The organism is Bradyrhizobium semiaridum (assembly GCF_020329505.1).
In the GTDB taxonomy this organism is placed as follows: Bacteria; Pseudomonadota; Alphaproteobacteria; order Rhizobiales; family Xanthobacteraceae; genus Bradyrhizobium; species Bradyrhizobium semiaridum.
On record NZ_JAGKJJ010000034.1, the window covers coordinates 38,016 to 53,723 of the forward strand.

Here is a 15,708-nt window from a genome sequence, read left to right on the forward strand (position 1 = left end):
TCCGTCATTCGCGGCCCTGCGTGCCGAGCAGGCCGTGCGGCCGCAGCACCAGTACGAGCGTCATGGCCACGAACAGCATCACGTAGGCGTAGCCGGGGTTGAACATCGAGGTGATGCTGATGATCTCGCCGGCGATCAGGCCGCCGAGAATGGCGCCGGGAAACGAGCCGACGCCGCCGATCACGACCACCACGAAGGTCTGGACCAGGATGTCGTCGCCGATGCCGGGGGTCAGCGACACCACCGGCGCGTTGACGATGCCGGCGAAGCCTGCCGCCATCGCGCCGATGCCGAACACGATCATGAAGACGCGGTAGACGTTGATGCCGAGCGAATCGACCATCACCGAATCCTCGATGCCGGCGCGCACGATCATGCCGAGCCGGGTGCGGTACAGCACCAGGAACAATCCGCCGAGCGCGACCGCGACGATGCCGACGACGGCGAGACGGTAGGTCGGATACAGCAGGAAGCCCAGCGAGGTGATGCCCTGCAGCATCGCCGGCGGCGGCACGATCTGCGACTGGCTGCCGAACGCCAGCCGCACGATCTCGACGAAGCAGATGCCGAGGCCGAACGTCACCAGCAGCTGGTCCTCGTGCGGACGATGATAGAAATGCCGGATGATGATGCGCTCCATCGCGATGCCGAGCAGCATCACGAACAGCGATCCGGCGATCACGGCGAGGACGAACGACTCGGTGTAGCTGTAGGTCAGATAGCCGGCATAGCCGCCGATCATGAACATGGCGCCGTGGGCGAGGTTGAGCACCCCGAGCGTGCCGTAGATGATCGTCAGTCCTGAGGAGATCAGCGCCAGCAGCGCGCCGAGCGCCAGCCCGTTGAACAGTTGCGAGACGAAATTTGGCCAGTTGATCATGGCGGCGGTTCACATGTCCCGTTCAATGACAGGGCAGCGTTGCGGGCGTCGCGACACAAAGCGGCGCCGCGCGGCAGGTCGCCCGCCCGCGGCGCCGAGTTGCCCGCGCATCATCAGGTGTAGTCGCCGGGGTGGCAGCCGAATGCGTCCGGCTTCTGCATCAGCCCTTCGCCGGGGACGATTTCGACGACGTCGTAATAGTCCTCCTTGTTCTTCATGTCCTTCTGCTGCTTGCCGCGGACGATGATGACGGGGCGGACCGCCTGGTGATCCTCGGCGCGGTAGTGTACGTCGCCGACCAGCGACGGCACGGTCTCGCCTTTTTCATAGGCCTTGATCACGTCTGGCGGATAGAAGCTGCCGGCCGCCTCGACCATGCGGGCCCAGTGCGCGAAGCTGACATAGGCGTTCTCGGCGCCCCATTCCGGCTTGTAGCCGTACTTCTTCTCGAACGCCTCGTTGAACATCTTGGCCAGCGGATACTTGTCCTCGATCGTCCACCAGTAGTCGGTCGCGGCATAGACGCCCTGCATCAGGCCGCCGGTCTCGCGGGCGATGAACGGCACCTGGTAGGGCACCACGAGCTTCATCTTGTCGAGCACGCCGAACTGCTTGGCCTGCTGCGTCGACAGCACCGCGTCATGGCCCCAGTTGACGTTGATCAAAACGTCGGCGCCGGAATTGGCGACGTTGAGCAGGTACGACGAATAGTCGGGCGCGCCGAGCGGCGAGACCTGGTTGGTGACCGTGGTCCAGCCCGCCTGGGCCAGAAAGTCCTGCATCGACTTGGTGACGGTGTGGCCGTAGGTGTAGTCCGGCGTCAGGTAGGCGGCCTTCTTGTTCTTGCCGAACTCCTTGATCATGACCGGCGCGATCGCGGCGGCGGCGGTCTGGCCGAAGAAGTTCTGGCGGAAGCCGTAGCGCACGCAGTCCTTGCCGGTGGTGTCGTTGGAGCCGGAGATGCCGCAGACGAAGATCACCTTCTCGCGCTGCGCCAGCTTGTTGAGCGCGACTGCGACCGCGCTCGAGGTGCCGCCGGTGATCATCACCGCCTTGTTCTCGGTGATGAAGCGCTGCTGCGCCTGCACCGCTTCGTTCGGCTTGGCCGCGGAATCCGCGACGCCGTACTTCAATTCCTTGCCGAGCACGCCTTTGGAGGTCTTCGGCGAGATCTTCTTGATCAGCTCGTGGCCGCTGTTGATGTGCTCGATCGCGAGCTGATAGCCCTTCAGCTCGTCCTCGCCCTGCACCGCGTAGGTGCCGGTGCGCGGCACCGAGATGCCGATGAACACCGAGGCGCCGGACGAGCCGGCGGGATAGGTGCCGATCGCGGCATGATCCTCGGCCCATGCCGAAGACGACATCGAGGCCGGCAACACCGACCCGCCGATCAGGCCCGCACCGGCTTGCAGCAGCGTGCGACGTGAAACGTTCAGGGCGCTGCCCGGCCGAAGGTCCTTGGTGCTCATCGCTCAGTATCCTCCAAATAATGATTGTTGGCGCGCATGAATCATTCGCCGCCGAATCCATTCGATCGGTCACGTGATGCGCCGGCTGCACTGCGACAGCCTGTCGCCGCTACAATTCCCCAGCGGGACTTTAAGTCAATGTCACTTTCGTCGAATCATATCGGTCTACGATATGATTAATGTCGAGACACGATACATCGGCGGATTTACCGCACGCGTGCCGGTTGTGTAGTGAGGGGCGATGATCGAAGACGATTCAGCTCGGGGGGAAGGTCCTGACAAAGCCGCGGCGACGCCGGGCGCCGCCGCAAGGCCGTGCCCGCTGAGCGTTCGTGCGCTCAACGTGCTGAAGGAGCTGGCGGTCGAGCTGCTTGACGACGTCCCGCCGAAGGCGGGCTGGGAGCCGCCGGACGAGTTGCTGCGCCGGCTGACCGCGCGGCATCTCGCTACCGCGCGCAATTGCGGCCGGCAGACCGCGCGCGAGATTCTCGATTGGGCTGAGACGCGCGGCATCGCGGTCCCTTCGCCGCACCACACCGGCAAGTCGCTGTCGGAGGTATGGAGCAGCCTGATCGACCGCGCCTCGGCGGGGCGCCTCACCAAGGACGAGATCACCGAGGCGCTGGAGAAGTCGATCCGCCGCCGCAGCCCGCGGATTCCGGTCGCGTTCCAGATTGTCCTGCTGAAGATCCTCAGCTCGGGCTACGATCAGCTGCCCCCGACTTGACTCCGCCGCTGCGACACTCGGCCCGTTGAAAACGCGGGCGTGGCGGTATCCTGAGGTGGTCCGTCTCGCCACGGCTTGGTAGATGTCGGCCGTCTCCGCCGCGCGCGCAGGGACGACTACAGGGACCATTGAATGCCTCAACCAAGACCGCGACGCATGCCGACCGGCGCCACCAAGCGTGGCGCCGCCGCGGTCGATTACGAGGCGCTGGCCCGGTTCCGCTACCAGCTGCGGACGTTTCTCGCCTTCAGCGAAGAAGCGGCGCGGCAGGCCGGATTGACCCCGCAGCAGCACCAGGCGCTGCTCGGCATTAAGGGGTTCGTCCGGCCGGGCCCCGCGACCGTCGGCGACATCGCGCGGTTTCTCCTGATCCGGCATCACTCGGCGGTCGAGCTGGTCAATCGCATGGTCAAGCTCGGGCTGATCGGCCGGGTCGCCGATCCCGACGATGCGCGGCGCGTTCGGCTCAAGCTGACCGCGAAGGGCGAGCAGAAGCTGCAAGCGCTTTCGAAGAAGAACATCGAGGAACTGCGCCGCGCCGCGAGCCCGGCGCTCCGCCGCCTGCTGAAATCATCGCCGCAGCCGAGCGGCTCCTAAAGCATGATCCGGAAATGTGCGAGGCGGTTTTCCGAAAGGATCATGCTTAAACAAAGAGCTAAAGCGCGATGGCGATTCAACAAAACCTCATCGCGCTTTAGCTACGCCGCGGCGCCCTGGGCCGCGAGCTGCGCGGCCTGGTGCTCGGTGGTCAGCGCGTCGATCAACTCGTCCAGCGCTTCGCCCGCGATCACCTGCGGCAATTTATAGAGCGTCAGGTTGATGCGGTGGTCGGTGACTCGCCCTTGCGGAAAATTGTAGGTGCGGATGCGCTCGCTTCGGTCGCCGGAGCCGACCTTCTCCTTGCGGTCGGCCGAGCGCGCCGCCTCGACGCGTTGCCGCTCGGCGTCATAGATGCGCGAGCGCAGGATGTTCATCGCCGACGCCCGGTTTTTGTGCTGCGAGCGGCTGTCCTGCATCATCACCACGATGCCGGTCGGAATGTGGGTGATGCGGATCGCCGATTCCGTCTTGTTGACGTGCTGGCCGCCGGCGCCGCCGGCGCGCATGGTCTCGATCCGCAAATCGGTGTCCTTGATATCGACGTCGACATCCTCAACCTCCGGCAGCACGGCGACCGTCGCGGCCGAGGTGTGGATGCGGCCCTGCGTCTCGGTGTCGGGCACGCGCTGCACGCGGTGCACGCCGGATTCGAATTTCAGCTTTGCAAACGCGCCGCGGCCCTGCACCTCGGCAATGATTTCCTTGAAGCCGCCGACGGTGCCCTCGCTGGCCGAGATCACCTCGACCTTCCAGCCCTGCAAGGACGCGAACCGCTCGTACATCCGGAACAGGTCGCCGGCGAACAGCGAGGCCTCGTCGCCGCCGGTGCCGGCGCGGATTTCCAGCACCACGTTGCGATCGTCCATCGCGTCCTTGGGCAGCAGCGCGACGCGGATCTTCTGCTCGAGCTCGCCGATGCGCGCCTGCAGCGTCTCCAGCTCGGCCTCCGCCATGGCGCGCATCTCGGGATCCTCGGCAGCATCCGCCAGCAGCGCCTCGGCGCCGGCAAGCTCGGTCCGGGCCGACCGATATTCTTTCACCGCATCGATCAGCGGGTTGAGCTCGGCGAGCTCGCGCGTGATCTGCACATAGCGGTCGGAGTTGATCTGTCCCAGGAGCTCGGCTTCGAGCGAGGCGTGATGGGCGAGGAGGATGTCGAGCTTGGCTTCGGGTAGCATGGCGGTATCTCGAAAATTGCGTCGGGCACGAAGGGCGGGGCAAGCGACGGCAGCGTCGCTACAAGGCCAGCCCCTCGGTCTCGGCAAATTTCGTCAGCGCCTCGCGGATCGACACGCTGCCGGACGGCTTGTCCAGCAGCGGATTGATCATCGCCTCGGCTTTCCCGGCGTCGAGGTCGAGGATCATCGCCTTGACCGGGCCGTGCGCGGTCGCCGACAGCGACAGCGAGCGATAGCCGAGCGCGATCAGCGCCAGCGCGCCGATCGGCTTTGAGGCCATCTCGCCGCACAGCGAGGCCGCCTTCTTCGCGGCCTTGGCTTTGCGCACGATGTCGCGCAGCGCGCGCAGGATCGGCGCCGAGAGGATGTCGAACCGCTCCGACACCTTGGCATTGCCGCGGTCGACCGCGAACAGGAACTGGAACAGGTCGTTGGAGCCGACCGAGACGAAGTCGACCCGGCTCAACAGCTCGTCGAGCTGGTAGAGCAGGGCAGGCACTTCCACCATGGTGCCGATATCGATGCGCTCGGGCAGCGCGTGGCCGTGCTGGCGCAGATAGGTCAATTCGCGCTCGACGATCGCCTTGGCCTGGTCGTATTCGGCGACATCGGAGATCATCGGGAACATGATCTTCAGCGCGCGGCCGCCGCCGGCGCGCAGCAGCGCGCGGATCTGGCCGCGCAGCAGGCCGGGACGGTCGAGGCCGAGCCGGATCGCGCGCCAGCCGAGCGCCGGATTTTCCTCGACCACCGTTTCCATATAGGGCAGCGCCTTGTCGCCGCCGATGTCGAGCGTGCGGAAGGTGACCGGCTTGCTGCCGGCGGCGTCGAGCACGGTGCGGTAGAGCGCGAGCTGATCGGTCGAGCGCGGCAGATTCGGGCTCACCATGAATTGCAGCTCGGTGCGGAACAGCCCGATGCCGGCGCTGCCGGTGTCCTCGATATGGGGCAGGTCGATGGTCAGGCCGGCATTGATCAAGAGCTCGATCGGCTGGCCGTCCTTGGTGACGCAGGGCTTGTCGCGCAGCGCCGAATATTGCGCCTGCCGCCGAGCGCGGAAGCGCACCCGTTCGGCATAGGCGGATTCGATCTCGGCGGACGGGCGAACGTAAATCTCGCCGGAGATGCCGTCGACGATGATGGCATCGCCGGGATCGGCGATGCCGGGTGCATTCGGCACCTCGCCGACCGCGGGAATGCCGAGCGCGCGTGCCACGATCGAGACGTGGGAGTTGGCGGTGCCTTCCTCCAGCACCAGGCCGCGCAGCCGCTTGCGGTCGTAGTCGAGCAGCGCCGCCGGGCCCATCGCGCGGGCGATCAGGATGGCGTTGTCGGGCAGCTGCTCGCGCGACGGCGCGTGGTCCTGGCCGACCAGCTGGCGCATCAGGCGATGGCCGAGATCCTCGAGATCGTGCAGGCGGTCGCGCAGATAGGGATCGGTCGAGCGCAGCATGCGCGCGCGGGTGTCGGATTGCACGCGCTCGACGGCGGCCTCCGCGGTGAGGCCGGTGGCGACCGCCTCGTGCAGCTTGTGCGACCAGCCCTGGTCGTTGGCGAACATGCGGTAGGCTTCCAGCACCTCGCGGTGCTCGCCGCCCTCGGCGACGTCGCCGCGCTCCAGCAGGCGATCGAGGTCGGCGCGCAGATTGGCCAGCGCGGTGTCGAGCCGCTTCAGCTCCTTGGGCAGGTCCTCGGCGATGTAATTCGTGATGACGACGCGCGGCTCGTGCAGCACGACATGGCCGAGCGCGATGCCGTCGGACAGCACCGCGCCGGTCTTGTGCATCGAGTGGCGGGCCGCGGGCTCGGCGCCGGGCGGCGCCAGCGCCGCCAGCTCGCCGGAGGCGATCATCTCCGCCAGCACCATGGCGGTGGTCTGCAGCGCCTCGACCTCTTCCTCGACATAGGTGCGCTTGGCGCGGTTCTGCACCACAAGCACGCCGAGCGTGTTGCCGGCGCGCAGGATCGGCACGCCGAGGAACGAGTGGTAGATCTCTTCGCCGGTCTCCGGGCGGTAGGAGAAGGCCGGATGGCTTTGCGCGTCGGACAGGTTCAGCGGCGTCGCCTCGCTGGCGACGAGACCGACCAAGCCTTCATGCGCGCTCAGCACGGTGCGGTGCACGGCGTCGCGGTTCAGACCTTCCGTGGCGTAGAGCTCGAGCGTGTTGTCGACGCGCAGCACATAGGTCGAGCAGACCTCGGCCACCATGTTGGCCGCGATCAGCACCACGATCTTGTCGAGCCGCTCCTGGGCGGAGACCTGCTCCGCCATGGTTTCCCGGAGCCGTCTCAACAGGACGCGGGGGCCTCCCGACGCGCTCCGCATAGGCTTCAATCCCTCCCCACGTCCGCTAGCATGCCGGGTGGCCGGCCGCTGGCGCAAAACTCGTCAAACCCAACAATTTTAGTCATTCGGCGTTGCCGCGAGCACCACCCCGCCGAATCGGCATCGCCAAAACTGTGGCACAGTTTGCGGCAGCCCGCCTGACTGGCCGTATAGCCAATCGAGGCTCGCTTTGCCAAGCAAAACGCCTGCCAGTAGCAAATAACGTCTGCGTCAGCCCAATGCTGCGCCCGCTAAGAGAAATTCTAACTCCGGGGTGGGTATCGTCGGAGAGCGCATGTTCCGTAATCGAGGGGCCGAGGCCCATCCACTCGTCATTCCGGGGCTCGCGAAGCGAGAGCCCGGAATCCATCGGGCCGCAAGTCAGGCGGTGGAATGGATTCCGGGCTCGCGCCAAGAGGCGCGCCCCAGAATGACGGCGAGAGAGACGCGCCGCTACGCCTGATCCAGCCCGTACAGCGTGTGCAGGGTGCGCACGGCGAGCTCGGTGTAGGCGGCGTCGATCAGGACCGAGAACTTGATCTCGGAGGTGGTGATGGCTCGGATGTTGATGTTGCGCTCGGCCAGCGCCTTGAACGCCTTGGCGGCGACGCCGGCGTGGCTGCGCATGCCGCTGCCGATCACCGAGACCTTGGCGACGTCGGTCGCGGTGTCGAGCCGCGCATAACCGATCTTGGCCTTGGCGGCGGTGATCGTATCCTTGGCGCGGTTATAGTCGCTGGCCGGAACGGTGAAGGTGAGGTCGGTGGTCTTGCCGTCCTCCGACACGTTCTGCACGATCATGTCGACGTTGATGTTGGCATCGGCGAGCGGCCCGAAGATCGAGGCGGCGACCCCCGGCTTGTCCTCGATCTGGCGCACGGAAATCTGGGCTTCGTCCTTGGAGAAGGCGATGCCGGTGACGACGTGCATTTCCATGATTTCCTCCTCGCTGCAGATCAGCGTGCCCGGCGGCTGGTTGGCGTGCGGGTCGATATCCTCGGGCTTGTCGAAGCTGGAGCGCACGAAGATCGGCATGTTGTGCACCATGCCGAGTTCCACCGAGCGGACCTGCAGCACCTTGGCGCCCTGCGAGGCCAGTTCCAGCATGTCCTCGAACGCGATCTTGTCGAGCCGGCGCGCCTTCGGCACCACGCGCGGATCGGTGGTGTAGACGCCGTCGACGTCGGTGTAGATGTCGCAGCGGTCGGCCTTCAGCGCGGCCGCGATCGCCACCGCCGAGGTGTCGGAGCCGCCGCGGCCGAGCGTCGTGATGCGGCCGGTCTGCGGGTTGATGCCTTGGAAGCCGGCGATCACGGCGACTTCCTTGCGCTCCTTGAAGCGGGTGATGATCTCGGTGCCGTCGATCTCGAGGATGCGCGCCGAGGCGTGCGCGTCCGAGGTCTTGATCGGGATCTGCCAGCCCTGCCAGGAGCGCGCCTGGATGCCGAGGCCTTGCAGCACGATCGCGAGCAGGCCCGAGGTGACCTGTTCGCCGGAGGCGACCACGGCATCATATTCGCGCGCGTCGTGCATCGGCGAGGCGTCGGTGCACCAGGCGACCAGCTCATTGGTCTTGCCGGACATCGCGGAGACGACGACGGCGACCTCGTGGCCGGCGTCGACCTCGCGCTTCACATGCTGCGCGACGTTGCGGATACGATCGATATTGGCGACGGACGTACCGCCGAATTTCATCACGAGGCGGCCCATGACGACGCGTCTGTTCCTTTAAGAGGATAAGTAGGTTAACCCACGCCGAAAACCGCAAGCGCGGGGACCGAAAGGCGCGTATACATAGCGCCGCGCCTGGGGGCAAGGTGGTTCCTGGGGGTGGTTTGGGGGCGTTTTTGCCGGTTGCACCAGTCTGTGGCGCAGAGGTAACTCAAGGCGGATCGGATGGGACGCTACATCGACGAAATCCTGCAGCCCGGCGAGAAGGTGCTCTATTCCACCAACGCGCACTGGATCTTTTACCTGCCGGCGATCGGGGCCTGGATCGTGGTGGCGATCCTCCTGATCCTGTCACGCCTCGTGACTGCCGACGGCCTGGTGCTGACCTGCCTCGCGGCCGCCGCCGTGGTGGCGGTCGCGGCGGTCTACTGGACCATCAGGGGCTGGTTCCACCGGCTCACCACCGAGACCGATGTCACCAACCTGCGTGTTGTCCACAAGACCGGCTTCATCACCCGCAAGACATTCGAGATGAGCCTCGACAAGGTCGAGAGTGTCGATGTCTATCAGAGCATCATGGGCCGTATCCTGAATTACGGCGATGTCACGATCTATGGCGTCGGCGAGGGCAAGCAGAAGATCGCGACCATCGCTTCGCCACTGGCGTTCCGCAGCTCGATCACCGCGCGATAGGGGCGCGCGCAACATGGCCATGCAGACAAGCCTTTCCTCATCCACCGCCAGCTCGGTCGATCCGGCCGAGATCGCGAAATTCTCGAAACTGTCCGACGAGTGGTGGGATCCGCGCGGCAAGATGGCGCCGCTGCACAAGATCAACCCGCTGCGCCTGACCTATATCCGCGACGCCGCCTGCCGCAAGTTCGAACGCAACGCCAAGAGCCTCGGCTGCCTGTCCGGCCTGCGCGTGCTCGACATCGGCTGCGGCGCCGGGCTGCTGTGCGAGCCGCTGTCGCGGCTCGGCGCCCAGGTGATCGGGGTCGATCCCGCCGCCAGCAACATCGCCGCGGCGAAGCTGCACGCCGAGAAGGGCCATCTGTCGATCGACTACCGCTGCACCACCATCGAGGAGATGGACGCGCGCGAGCGCTTCGACATCGTGCTGGCGATGGAGGTGGTCGAGCACGTCGTCGACGTCGGTGCCTTTCTGAAGCGCTGCGCGGCGATGCTCAAGCCCGGCGGATTGATGGTGGTCTCGACGTTGAACCGCAACTGGAAGAGCTTTGCGCTCGCCATCGTCGGCGCCGAATACGTGCTGCGCTGGCTGCCGCGCGGCACCCACGACTGGAGCAAGTTCGTCACCCCCGCCGAGCTCGAGCGCTACCTCGGCGACCTCAATCTCACCATCACCGAACAGGCCGGCGTGGTCTACAACCCGCTCGCCGACAAATGGAGCGTCTCGTCCGACATGGACGTGAACTACATGGTGGTGGCGGAGGAGGCGTGAGTCCCGTAGCCCGGATGGAGCGCAGCGCAATCCGGGGCCGCTCTCTTCGTTGACCTGTCCCGGATTGCGCTTCGCTCCATCCGGCTACAGGAATTAGCGGCGCCACCGCAATCCAGTCATGCGCTGCCGCTGTTTGACCGCGTCGGCTGCAACCGGCACGGTGTCTCCATACTCCCCCGGCACGCTTTTCTTTCCCATGTTCACCACCGCCTCGCTCTGGATTCCCTTCACCATTGCTGCCGCGTTCGGGCAGGTGGCGCGCAATGCGATGCAGCGGCAGTTGACCGGGCCGCTCGGGACCTGGGGCGCCACCAACATCCGCTTCCTGTTCGGTCTGCCGTTCTCGGTGGTGTTCTTCGCGCTCGCAGTGATCCTGACCGGCGATCGCCTGCCATGGCCGGTGCCGTCGTTCTGGCCATGGCTCGTCACCGGCGCGCTGAGCCAGATCGTCGGCACCGGCTTGATGCTGCTGGCGATGAACGACCGCTCCTTCGTCGTCACCACGGCCTACATGAAGACCGAGGCGATCCAGACCGCGATCTTCGGCTTCGTCTTCCTCGGCGATCATCTCACCGCGGCGAAAGTGGTCGCGATCGTGATCGCCACCGCCGGCGTCGTCATCACCGCGCTGCGGCCCGGCGGCCAGAAGAGCTTTGCCGATCTGCGCCCGACCGTGCTCGGCCTCGGCGCCGCGGCGGTGTTCGCGATCTCGGCGGTGAGCTTTCGCGGTGCAATCATTGCGGTCCCCGGGGTCTCGTTCGTGACGGCGGCATCCTACACGCTGGTGTGGAGCCTCCTCGTGCAGACGCTGATCCTGTCGGTGTATCTGCTGCTGCGCGCGCCCGATGTGCTGATGAAGATCCTCGGCCTGTGGCGTCCCTCGCTGTTCGCCGGCTTCATGGGCGCATTCTCGTCGCAATTCTGGTTCCTGGCATTCGCGTTGACCGCCGCCGCCAATGTGCGCACGCTGGCGCTGATCGAGGTGCTGTTCGCGCAGGGCGTGGCGTATTTCTCGCTGAAGCAGCCGTTCTCGCTGCGCGAATTGCTCGGCATCGTCCTGATCGTGGCCGGCGTCGCGCTGCTGATCGCGGCTTAGATTATCCTTTGGCCGCGATCAGCACCGCACCGGCCGAGATCAGCGCGATCCCGATCCAGCCATAGGCCGAGGGCCGCTCGCCGAGGAAGACGACGCCGAACAGCGCCACCAGCACCACGCTCAGCTTGTCGATCGGCGCGACCAGCGTCGCCGGGCCGAGCTTGAGCGCGCGGAAATAGCAGATCCACGACGCGCCGGTGCCGAGCCCGGACAACAGCAGGAATAGCCAGCTCCTGGCCGAAATCGGGCCGGATTGCGTGAACTGTCCGGTCGCGAACAGGATCGCCGACAGCGTGATCAGCACGATCACCGTGCGGATCAGCGTGGCGAGATCGGAGTTGATGCCCTCGACGCCGACCTTGGCGAAGATCGCGGTGAGCGCGGCGAACACGGCGGACAGGAAGGCCCAGACCTGCCAGGAGGAGAAGCTGTCGGGCTGCATGTCACTCTTTCCATCATTCCGGGCGCGCGAAGCGCGAGCCGGGAATCCATTGGGCGGCGAGTTATATGGATTCCGGGCTCGCGCTGCGCGCGCCCCGGAATGACAATCAATTCCGGTCTTCCGGCAGGGTCGGCAGCGGGGAGACCTCGACGCCCTCGTCGATCAGGGCGCGGGCTTCGTCGGGCGAGGCTTCGCCGTAGATCGGGCGGTGCTCGATATCGCCGTAATGCATCTTGCGCGCTTCGTTGGGGAAGCGGTCGCCGACATTGTCGGCGTTCTTGACGATGTGGTCGCGCAGTTCCTTCAGCTTGGCGCGCAGCTCGCGCTCCTGCGCCATCATCAGCGAGGTCGGCTCGTTCGATGCAGCTTCCACGGGCGCCGTGGCCGGAACGCGCTGGCTCGGCTCGCGGCCTTTCTTGCTGACGATGCGCGGCGCCATGATCGCGCGCTCCACCTTGCTCGAGCCGCAGGACGGGCAATCGATCAAATGGCGCCGCTCCTGCGATTCGTAGGCCGACGAACTCTGGAACCAGCTTTCGAACTGGTGGCCGTGCTCGCAGCGCAGGGTGTAGCGGATCATGCCGAGCCCCGGACGAGGTGCAGATGCTCCGGACCGGCCTTGGGATCGGCGATGCCGAAGCGTCGGCCGTGCTGCAGCGAGGGAATGGTTTTCCGCGCGGTCTCGACCTTGGCGGGATCGATCTCGGCGAGGAACACGCCCGGCTCGACGCCGCCCTCGGCGATGACCTCGCCCCAGGGATCGACGATCAGCGAATGCCCGAAAGTCTCGCGCTTGTTCTCGTGCAGGCCGGCCTGCGCCGCCGCGAACACGAAGCAGCCGGTCTCGATGGCGCGGGCGCGCAGCAGGGTGTGCCAATGCGCCTCGCCGGTCTTGCGGGTGAAGGCGGACGGCACGGTGAGGAACGAGGCGCCGGCTTCGGCGAGCGCGCGATAGAGCGCCGGGAAGCGCACGTCGTAGCAGATGGTGAGCCCGATCCGGCCCCACGGCAGATCCGAGATCACGGCGGTCTCGCCGGGCTGGTAGTTGGCCGATTCGCGATAGCTCTCGCCACCGGGCAGATCGATGTCGAACATATGGATCTTGTCGTAGCTCGCGAGCAGATTGCCCTCGGGTCCGATCAGGAACGAACGGTTCACCGCCTTCTCGGGCGAATAGCGCAGCGCCAGCGAACCGATATGCAGGTGGATCTTCAGCTCGGCGGCGAGCGCGCGGTAGGCTTGCAGTGATTTGTCGTCCTCTTCGCTTGCCAGATGCTCGAACAGCGCCTTGCGGTTCAGCTGCATCATGTTGCTGACTTCGGGCGTCTGCACGTAGTCGGCGCCCTGCGCGGCCGCCTCGCGGATCAGCGCCATGCCCTGCTCCAGGCTGGGCTCGGGCAACAGCGAGGTGCGCATCTGCACCATGGCGGCGATGAAATTGGTGGTGTCGGCCATCAGGCACCGCCTCCGTTCGCGAGCAGGCCATCGAGCTTGCCCTCGCGGTCGAGCGCGTAGAGCTCGTCGCAGCCGCCGACATGGGTGTTGCCGATGAAGATCTGCGGGAAGGTCGAGCCCGCGCCGGCCCGGTCGTACATCTCGTCGCGATAGGCCGGGTTGCTGGCGACGTTGAACTCGGTGAACGCGGCATTCTTGCGCGTCAGAAGCGATTTGGCCGCGGTGCAATAACCGCAGCCCGGGCGGGTGTAGATTTCAATGGCAGCAGGCGTTGCAGCAGTCATGACGCGCTCGGTTGAAGCAGAAGTTCCGGATTATATGGGAGCGCGGTGGGTATCGACAACCCGGGCAAACACCAGCACCTCGACCTGCGCCGCTTTGGCGCGCAGCAGCGCCCGCGCGCAGGCATCCACTGTCGCCCCCGAGGTCAGGACGTCGTCGACCAGGATTACCCGGCGGCCCTGGATCTCAGCCTTGCGCTCATCAGTGACGGCGAATGCGCCCTGCACATTGCTGGCGCGGTCCTTACGCGACAGCCCGATCTGCTGCTCGGTGGCGCGAACGCGCCGCAGCGCCTCGGTGGCCATTTTCACGCCGCTCTGGCCCGAGATCACCTTGGCCAGCGCGCCGGACTGGTTGTAGCGCCGGCTCCAGCCGCGGCGCCAGTGCAGGGGAACCGGAACCAGCAGGTCGGCTTCGCCGAGCAATTCCTTCCCCGCGCGGGCCATCCAGCGACCCATTGTCGGCGCCAGATCGGTGCGATCCTGGTATTTCAATGCGTGCACCAGCGTGCGCGCGACATCGTTGTAGCGCACCGCGGCGCGCGCCCGCTGATAGGCCGGCGGATTGGCGATCGCCTCCATCGACAGCAACTCGGGTCCGGGATCGTAGACGAAGGGAATACCGAGCCTCGGGCAGTAGGGCGGCGCAATGAATGACAGCTTGGCCCAGCATTCCGCACACACGCCCTCGCCGTGAACCGGCTCGCGGCAAGCGACGCACAGCGTCGGCAGCGCGATGTCGAGTGCGGCCCGCGCCGTCCGCATCCACGCGCTGCCGACCGCGCCCAGTGCACGGTGCAGATGGCTTGCAAGGGTGGGGCGCGGTGATGCCTCGGCGTCCATGGCGTGAGGCTAGCCTCTGCGCCGCGCCGGCTCAAGGCGCATTGCTTGTGGCGGCGGTCCGTCGTAACCAGCCGCATGGCTCCGAACTCGCCCACCGCTCCCATCCTGTTCGATCGCGCGCTGCTCGGTGCGCGGCTGGCGCGTGCGCAGCGCAAGGGCGCGGTCACGTTCCTGCTCGAGCGCGCGGCGGAGGACATGGCGGACCGGCTGCTGGCGGTGTCGCGCAGCTTCTCCGCGGCAGCCGATGTCTGGACGCCGGACGCCGGAGTCGCGGACGCTTTGCGCGGGCGCGTCGGGGCGGTCGAGACGATCGCTTTCACCGAGTCGGAAGCGCTCGCGCTGGCGCCTGAATCGCTCGACCTTGCAGTCTCCGCGCTGGCCCTTCAATTCGTCAATGATCTGCCCGGCGTGCTGGCGCAGCTCCGCCGCGCGCTGAAGCCGGACGGATTGCTGCTCGCGGCGATGCTCGGCGGCGACACGCTGACCGAGCTGCGGCAGAGCTTTGCCGCCGCCGAAGCGGAATGCGAAGGCGGGGCATCGCCGCGCGTCGCGCCGTTCGCCGATCTGCGCGATATCGGCGCGCTGTTGCAGCGGGCCGGCTTCGCGCTGCCGGTCACCGATGTCGACCGCGTCGTGGTGCGTTACGCCAACGCATTCTCGCTGATGAGGGACTTGCGGAGCATGGGCGCCACCAACGTGCTGCGCGAGCGCCGCCGCATCCCGACCCGCCGCGCCACCCTGCTGCGGATGGCGCAGATCTACGCCGAACGCTTCGCCGACGGAGACGGCCGCATCCGCGCCACCTTCGACATCGTCTGGCTCTCCGGCTGGGCCCCGCATCACAGCCAGCCGAAGCCGCTGAAGCCGGGCTCGGCGAAGGCGAGTCTCGAGGCGGCGGTGAAAAGCACGAAGCGTTAGGGACGCATGATGCCCGGGCTCGCTCTCCGGAGCCCTCTCCACAAGGCCAGGGCGATCGCATGTGAGGCATATCAGCTGGTTCACTTCGCCTCTCCCGGTTGCGGGGGAGGCCGACGCGCATCGTGAGATGCGTGGCGGGTGGGGGTGTATCCGCGGTGGGATTCCCTGTGCAGAGACACCCCCACCCCGCCCTCCCCAGCAAGCGGGAGAAGGGAGCCCGCCCATTCGTGCGTCCCTTACGGTGCGTCGCCTGGAGACGGCCGCTTACGCTCCCATAGGGGGAAAAAGGGTGCTCGCACAATTTCGGAATATTGGAATAATACAGGTGAGTTGCCCGACGTGTCAAGTCGCCGTGTC

At 66.3% G+C, this 15,708-nt stretch carries 16 protein-coding genes; 6 read left to right on the top strand and 10 right to left on the bottom strand.

What is annotated here, in order from left to right; genetic code table 11:
• Positions 1–4: 4 nt before the first annotated feature.
• Together J6500_RS27545 and J6500_RS27550 are read right to left on the bottom strand one after the other, a co-directional pair.
• A complete protein-coding gene (locus J6500_RS27545) occupies positions 5–880 on the bottom strand; it encodes a branched-chain amino acid ABC transporter permease (RefSeq protein ID WP_225715844.1) in 876 nt (291 codons plus the stop codon).
• 113 nt (positions 881–993) lie between these two features.
• Complete coding sequence (locus J6500_RS27550) at positions 994–2,349, bottom strand: substrate-binding protein (RefSeq protein WP_225715845.1); 1,356 nt, start codon at positions 2,347–2,349, stop codon at positions 994–996.
• 241 nt (positions 2,350–2,590) lie between these two features.
• On the opposite strand from J6500_RS27550, the gene J6500_RS27555 reads away from it, so the two are divergent.
• Together J6500_RS27555 and J6500_RS27560 are read left to right on the top strand one after the other, a co-directional pair.
• A complete protein-coding gene (locus tag J6500_RS27555; protein ID WP_225715846.1) occupies positions 2,591–3,076 on the top strand; it encodes a hypothetical protein in 486 nt (161 codons plus the stop codon).
• 156 nt (positions 3,077–3,232) lie between these two features.
• The gene (locus J6500_RS27560; RefSeq protein ID WP_225715847.1) at positions 3,233–3,673 is read left to right on the top strand and encodes a MarR family winged helix-turn-helix transcriptional regulator; all 441 of its coding nucleotides are present in this window, start codon (positions 3,233–3,235) and stop codon (positions 3,671–3,673) included.
• A 101-nt stretch (positions 3,674–3,774) separates the two neighbouring features.
• On the opposite strand, the gene prfA is transcribed toward J6500_RS27560, so the two are convergent.
• From prfA to J6500_RS27575, 3 genes are all read right to left on the bottom strand, one after another.
• Positions 3,775–4,854: a peptide chain release factor 1 gene (gene prfA / locus J6500_RS27565; RefSeq protein WP_225715848.1), complete on the bottom strand. Its 1,080-nt coding sequence runs from the start codon at positions 4,852–4,854 to the stop codon at positions 3,775–3,777.
• Between the two features lie 58 nt (positions 4,855–4,912).
• Positions 4,913–7,180 (bottom strand): phosphoenolpyruvate--protein phosphotransferase, encoded by a 2,268-nt coding sequence (gene ptsP / locus J6500_RS27570; protein ID WP_225715849.1) that lies wholly within the window; start codon positions 7,178–7,180, stop codon positions 4,913–4,915.
• A 453-nt stretch (positions 7,181–7,633) separates the two neighbouring features.
• Positions 7,634–8,890: an aspartate kinase gene (locus J6500_RS27575; protein WP_225715850.1), complete on the bottom strand. Its 1,257-nt coding sequence runs from the start codon at positions 8,888–8,890 to the stop codon at positions 7,634–7,636.
• 186 nt (positions 8,891–9,076) lie between these two features.
• On the opposite strand from J6500_RS27575, the gene J6500_RS27580 reads away from it, so the two are divergent.
• The 3 genes from J6500_RS27580 (at position 9,077) to J6500_RS27590 (ending at position 11,412) form a co-directional block, all read left to right on the top strand.
• Complete coding sequence (locus tag J6500_RS27580) at positions 9,077–9,544, top strand: PH domain-containing protein (protein ID WP_225715851.1); 468 nt, start codon at positions 9,077–9,079, stop codon at positions 9,542–9,544.
• Between the two features lie 13 nt (positions 9,545–9,557).
• Positions 9,558–10,316: a bifunctional 2-polyprenyl-6-hydroxyphenol methylase/3-demethylubiquinol 3-O-methyltransferase UbiG gene (ubiG, locus tag J6500_RS27585; protein ID WP_225715852.1), complete on the top strand. Its 759-nt coding sequence runs from the start codon at positions 9,558–9,560 to the stop codon at positions 10,314–10,316.
• A 196-nt stretch (positions 10,317–10,512) separates the two neighbouring features.
• Positions 10,513–11,412 carry an EamA family transporter gene (locus tag J6500_RS27590; RefSeq protein WP_225715853.1) on the top strand — a complete coding sequence of 300 codons (900 nt, stop codon included), beginning with the start codon at positions 10,513–10,515 and terminating at the stop codon, positions 11,410–11,412.
• Between the two features lies 1 nt (position 11,413).
• On the opposite strand, the gene J6500_RS27595 is transcribed toward J6500_RS27590, so the two are convergent.
• The 5 genes from J6500_RS27595 to J6500_RS27615 form a co-directional block, all read right to left on the bottom strand.
• Complete coding sequence (locus J6500_RS27595) at positions 11,414–11,854, bottom strand: EamA family transporter (RefSeq protein ID WP_225715854.1); 441 nt, start codon at positions 11,852–11,854, stop codon at positions 11,414–11,416.
• Positions 11,855–11,960: 106 nt separating this feature from the next.
• Positions 11,961–12,434, bottom strand: a complete 474-nt coding sequence (locus tag J6500_RS27600) for a DUF1178 family protein (protein ID WP_225715855.1) — start codon at positions 12,432–12,434, stop codon at positions 11,961–11,963.
• A complete protein-coding gene (locus J6500_RS27605; RefSeq protein ID WP_225715856.1) occupies positions 12,431–13,309 on the bottom strand; it encodes a carbon-nitrogen hydrolase family protein in 879 nt (292 codons plus the stop codon). The genes J6500_RS27600 and J6500_RS27605 overlap by 4 nt, the downstream gene beginning before the upstream one ends.
• Positions 13,309–13,593 (bottom strand): glutaredoxin 3, encoded by a 285-nt coding sequence (gene grxC / locus J6500_RS27610; RefSeq protein WP_225715857.1) that lies wholly within the window; start codon positions 13,591–13,593, stop codon positions 13,309–13,311. The genes J6500_RS27605 and grxC overlap by 1 nt, the downstream gene beginning before the upstream one ends.
• A gap of 30 nt (positions 13,594–13,623) precedes the next feature.
• Positions 13,624–14,433: a ComF family protein gene (locus J6500_RS27615; RefSeq protein ID WP_225715858.1), complete on the bottom strand. Its 810-nt coding sequence runs from the start codon at positions 14,431–14,433 to the stop codon at positions 13,624–13,626.
• A gap of 75 nt (positions 14,434–14,508) precedes the next feature.
• On the opposite strand from J6500_RS27615, the gene J6500_RS27620 reads away from it, so the two are divergent.
• The gene (locus J6500_RS27620; RefSeq protein ID WP_225715859.1) at positions 14,509–15,351 is read left to right on the top strand and encodes a methyltransferase domain-containing protein; all 843 of its coding nucleotides are present in this window, start codon (positions 14,509–14,511) and stop codon (positions 15,349–15,351) included.
• Positions 15,352–15,708: the final 357 nt, after the last annotated feature.

What these genes read in the sequence shown, in the direction of transcription:
- J6500_RS27555 (WP_225715846.1), top strand. Translation starts at nt 2,591, where the DNA reads ATGATCGAAGACGATTCAGCTCGGGGGGAAGGTCCTGACAAAGCCGCG.
- J6500_RS27600 (WP_225715855.1), bottom strand. Translation starts at nt 12,434, where the DNA reads ATGATCCGCTACACCCTGCGCTGCGAGCACGGCCACCAGTTCGAAAGC.
- J6500_RS27575 (WP_225715850.1), bottom strand. Translation starts at nt 8,890, where the DNA reads ATGGGCCGCCTCGTGATGAAATTCGGCGGTACGTCCGTCGCCAATATC.
- J6500_RS27580 (WP_225715851.1), top strand. Translation starts at nt 9,077, where the DNA reads ATGGGACGCTACATCGACGAAATCCTGCAGCCCGGCGAGAAGGTGCTC.
- J6500_RS27595 (WP_225715854.1), bottom strand. Translation starts at nt 11,854, where the DNA reads ATGCAGCCCGACAGCTTCTCCTCCTGGCAGGTCTGGGCCTTCCTGTCC.
- J6500_RS27605 (WP_225715856.1), bottom strand. Translation starts at nt 13,309, where the DNA reads ATGGCCGACACCACCAATTTCATCGCCGCCATGGTGCAGATGCGCACC.
- J6500_RS27550 (WP_225715845.1), bottom strand. Translation starts at nt 2,349, where the DNA reads ATGAGCACCAAGGACCTTCGGCCGGGCAGCGCCCTGAACGTTTCACGT.
- ubiG (WP_225715852.1), top strand. Translation starts at nt 9,558, where the DNA reads ATGGCCATGCAGACAAGCCTTTCCTCATCCACCGCCAGCTCGGTCGAT.
- J6500_RS27545 (WP_225715844.1), bottom strand. Translation starts at nt 880, where the DNA reads ATGATCAACTGGCCAAATTTCGTCTCGCAACTGTTCAACGGGCTGGCG.
- J6500_RS27615 (WP_225715858.1), bottom strand. Translation starts at nt 14,433, where the DNA reads ATGGACGCCGAGGCATCACCGCGCCCCACCCTTGCAAGCCATCTGCAC.
- ptsP (WP_225715849.1), bottom strand. Translation starts at nt 7,180, where the DNA reads ATGCGGAGCGCGTCGGGAGGCCCCCGCGTCCTGTTGAGACGGCTCCGG.
- prfA (WP_225715848.1), bottom strand. Translation starts at nt 4,854, where the DNA reads ATGCTACCCGAAGCCAAGCTCGACATCCTCCTCGCCCATCACGCCTCG.
- grxC (WP_225715857.1), bottom strand. Translation starts at nt 13,593, where the DNA reads ATGACTGCTGCAACGCCTGCTGCCATTGAAATCTACACCCGCCCGGGC.
- J6500_RS27560 (WP_225715847.1), top strand. Translation starts at nt 3,233, where the DNA reads ATGCCGACCGGCGCCACCAAGCGTGGCGCCGCCGCGGTCGATTACGAG.
- J6500_RS27620 (WP_225715859.1), top strand. Translation starts at nt 14,509, where the DNA reads ATGGCTCCGAACTCGCCCACCGCTCCCATCCTGTTCGATCGCGCGCTG.
- J6500_RS27590 (WP_225715853.1), top strand. Translation starts at nt 10,513, where the DNA reads ATGTTCACCACCGCCTCGCTCTGGATTCCCTTCACCATTGCTGCCGCG.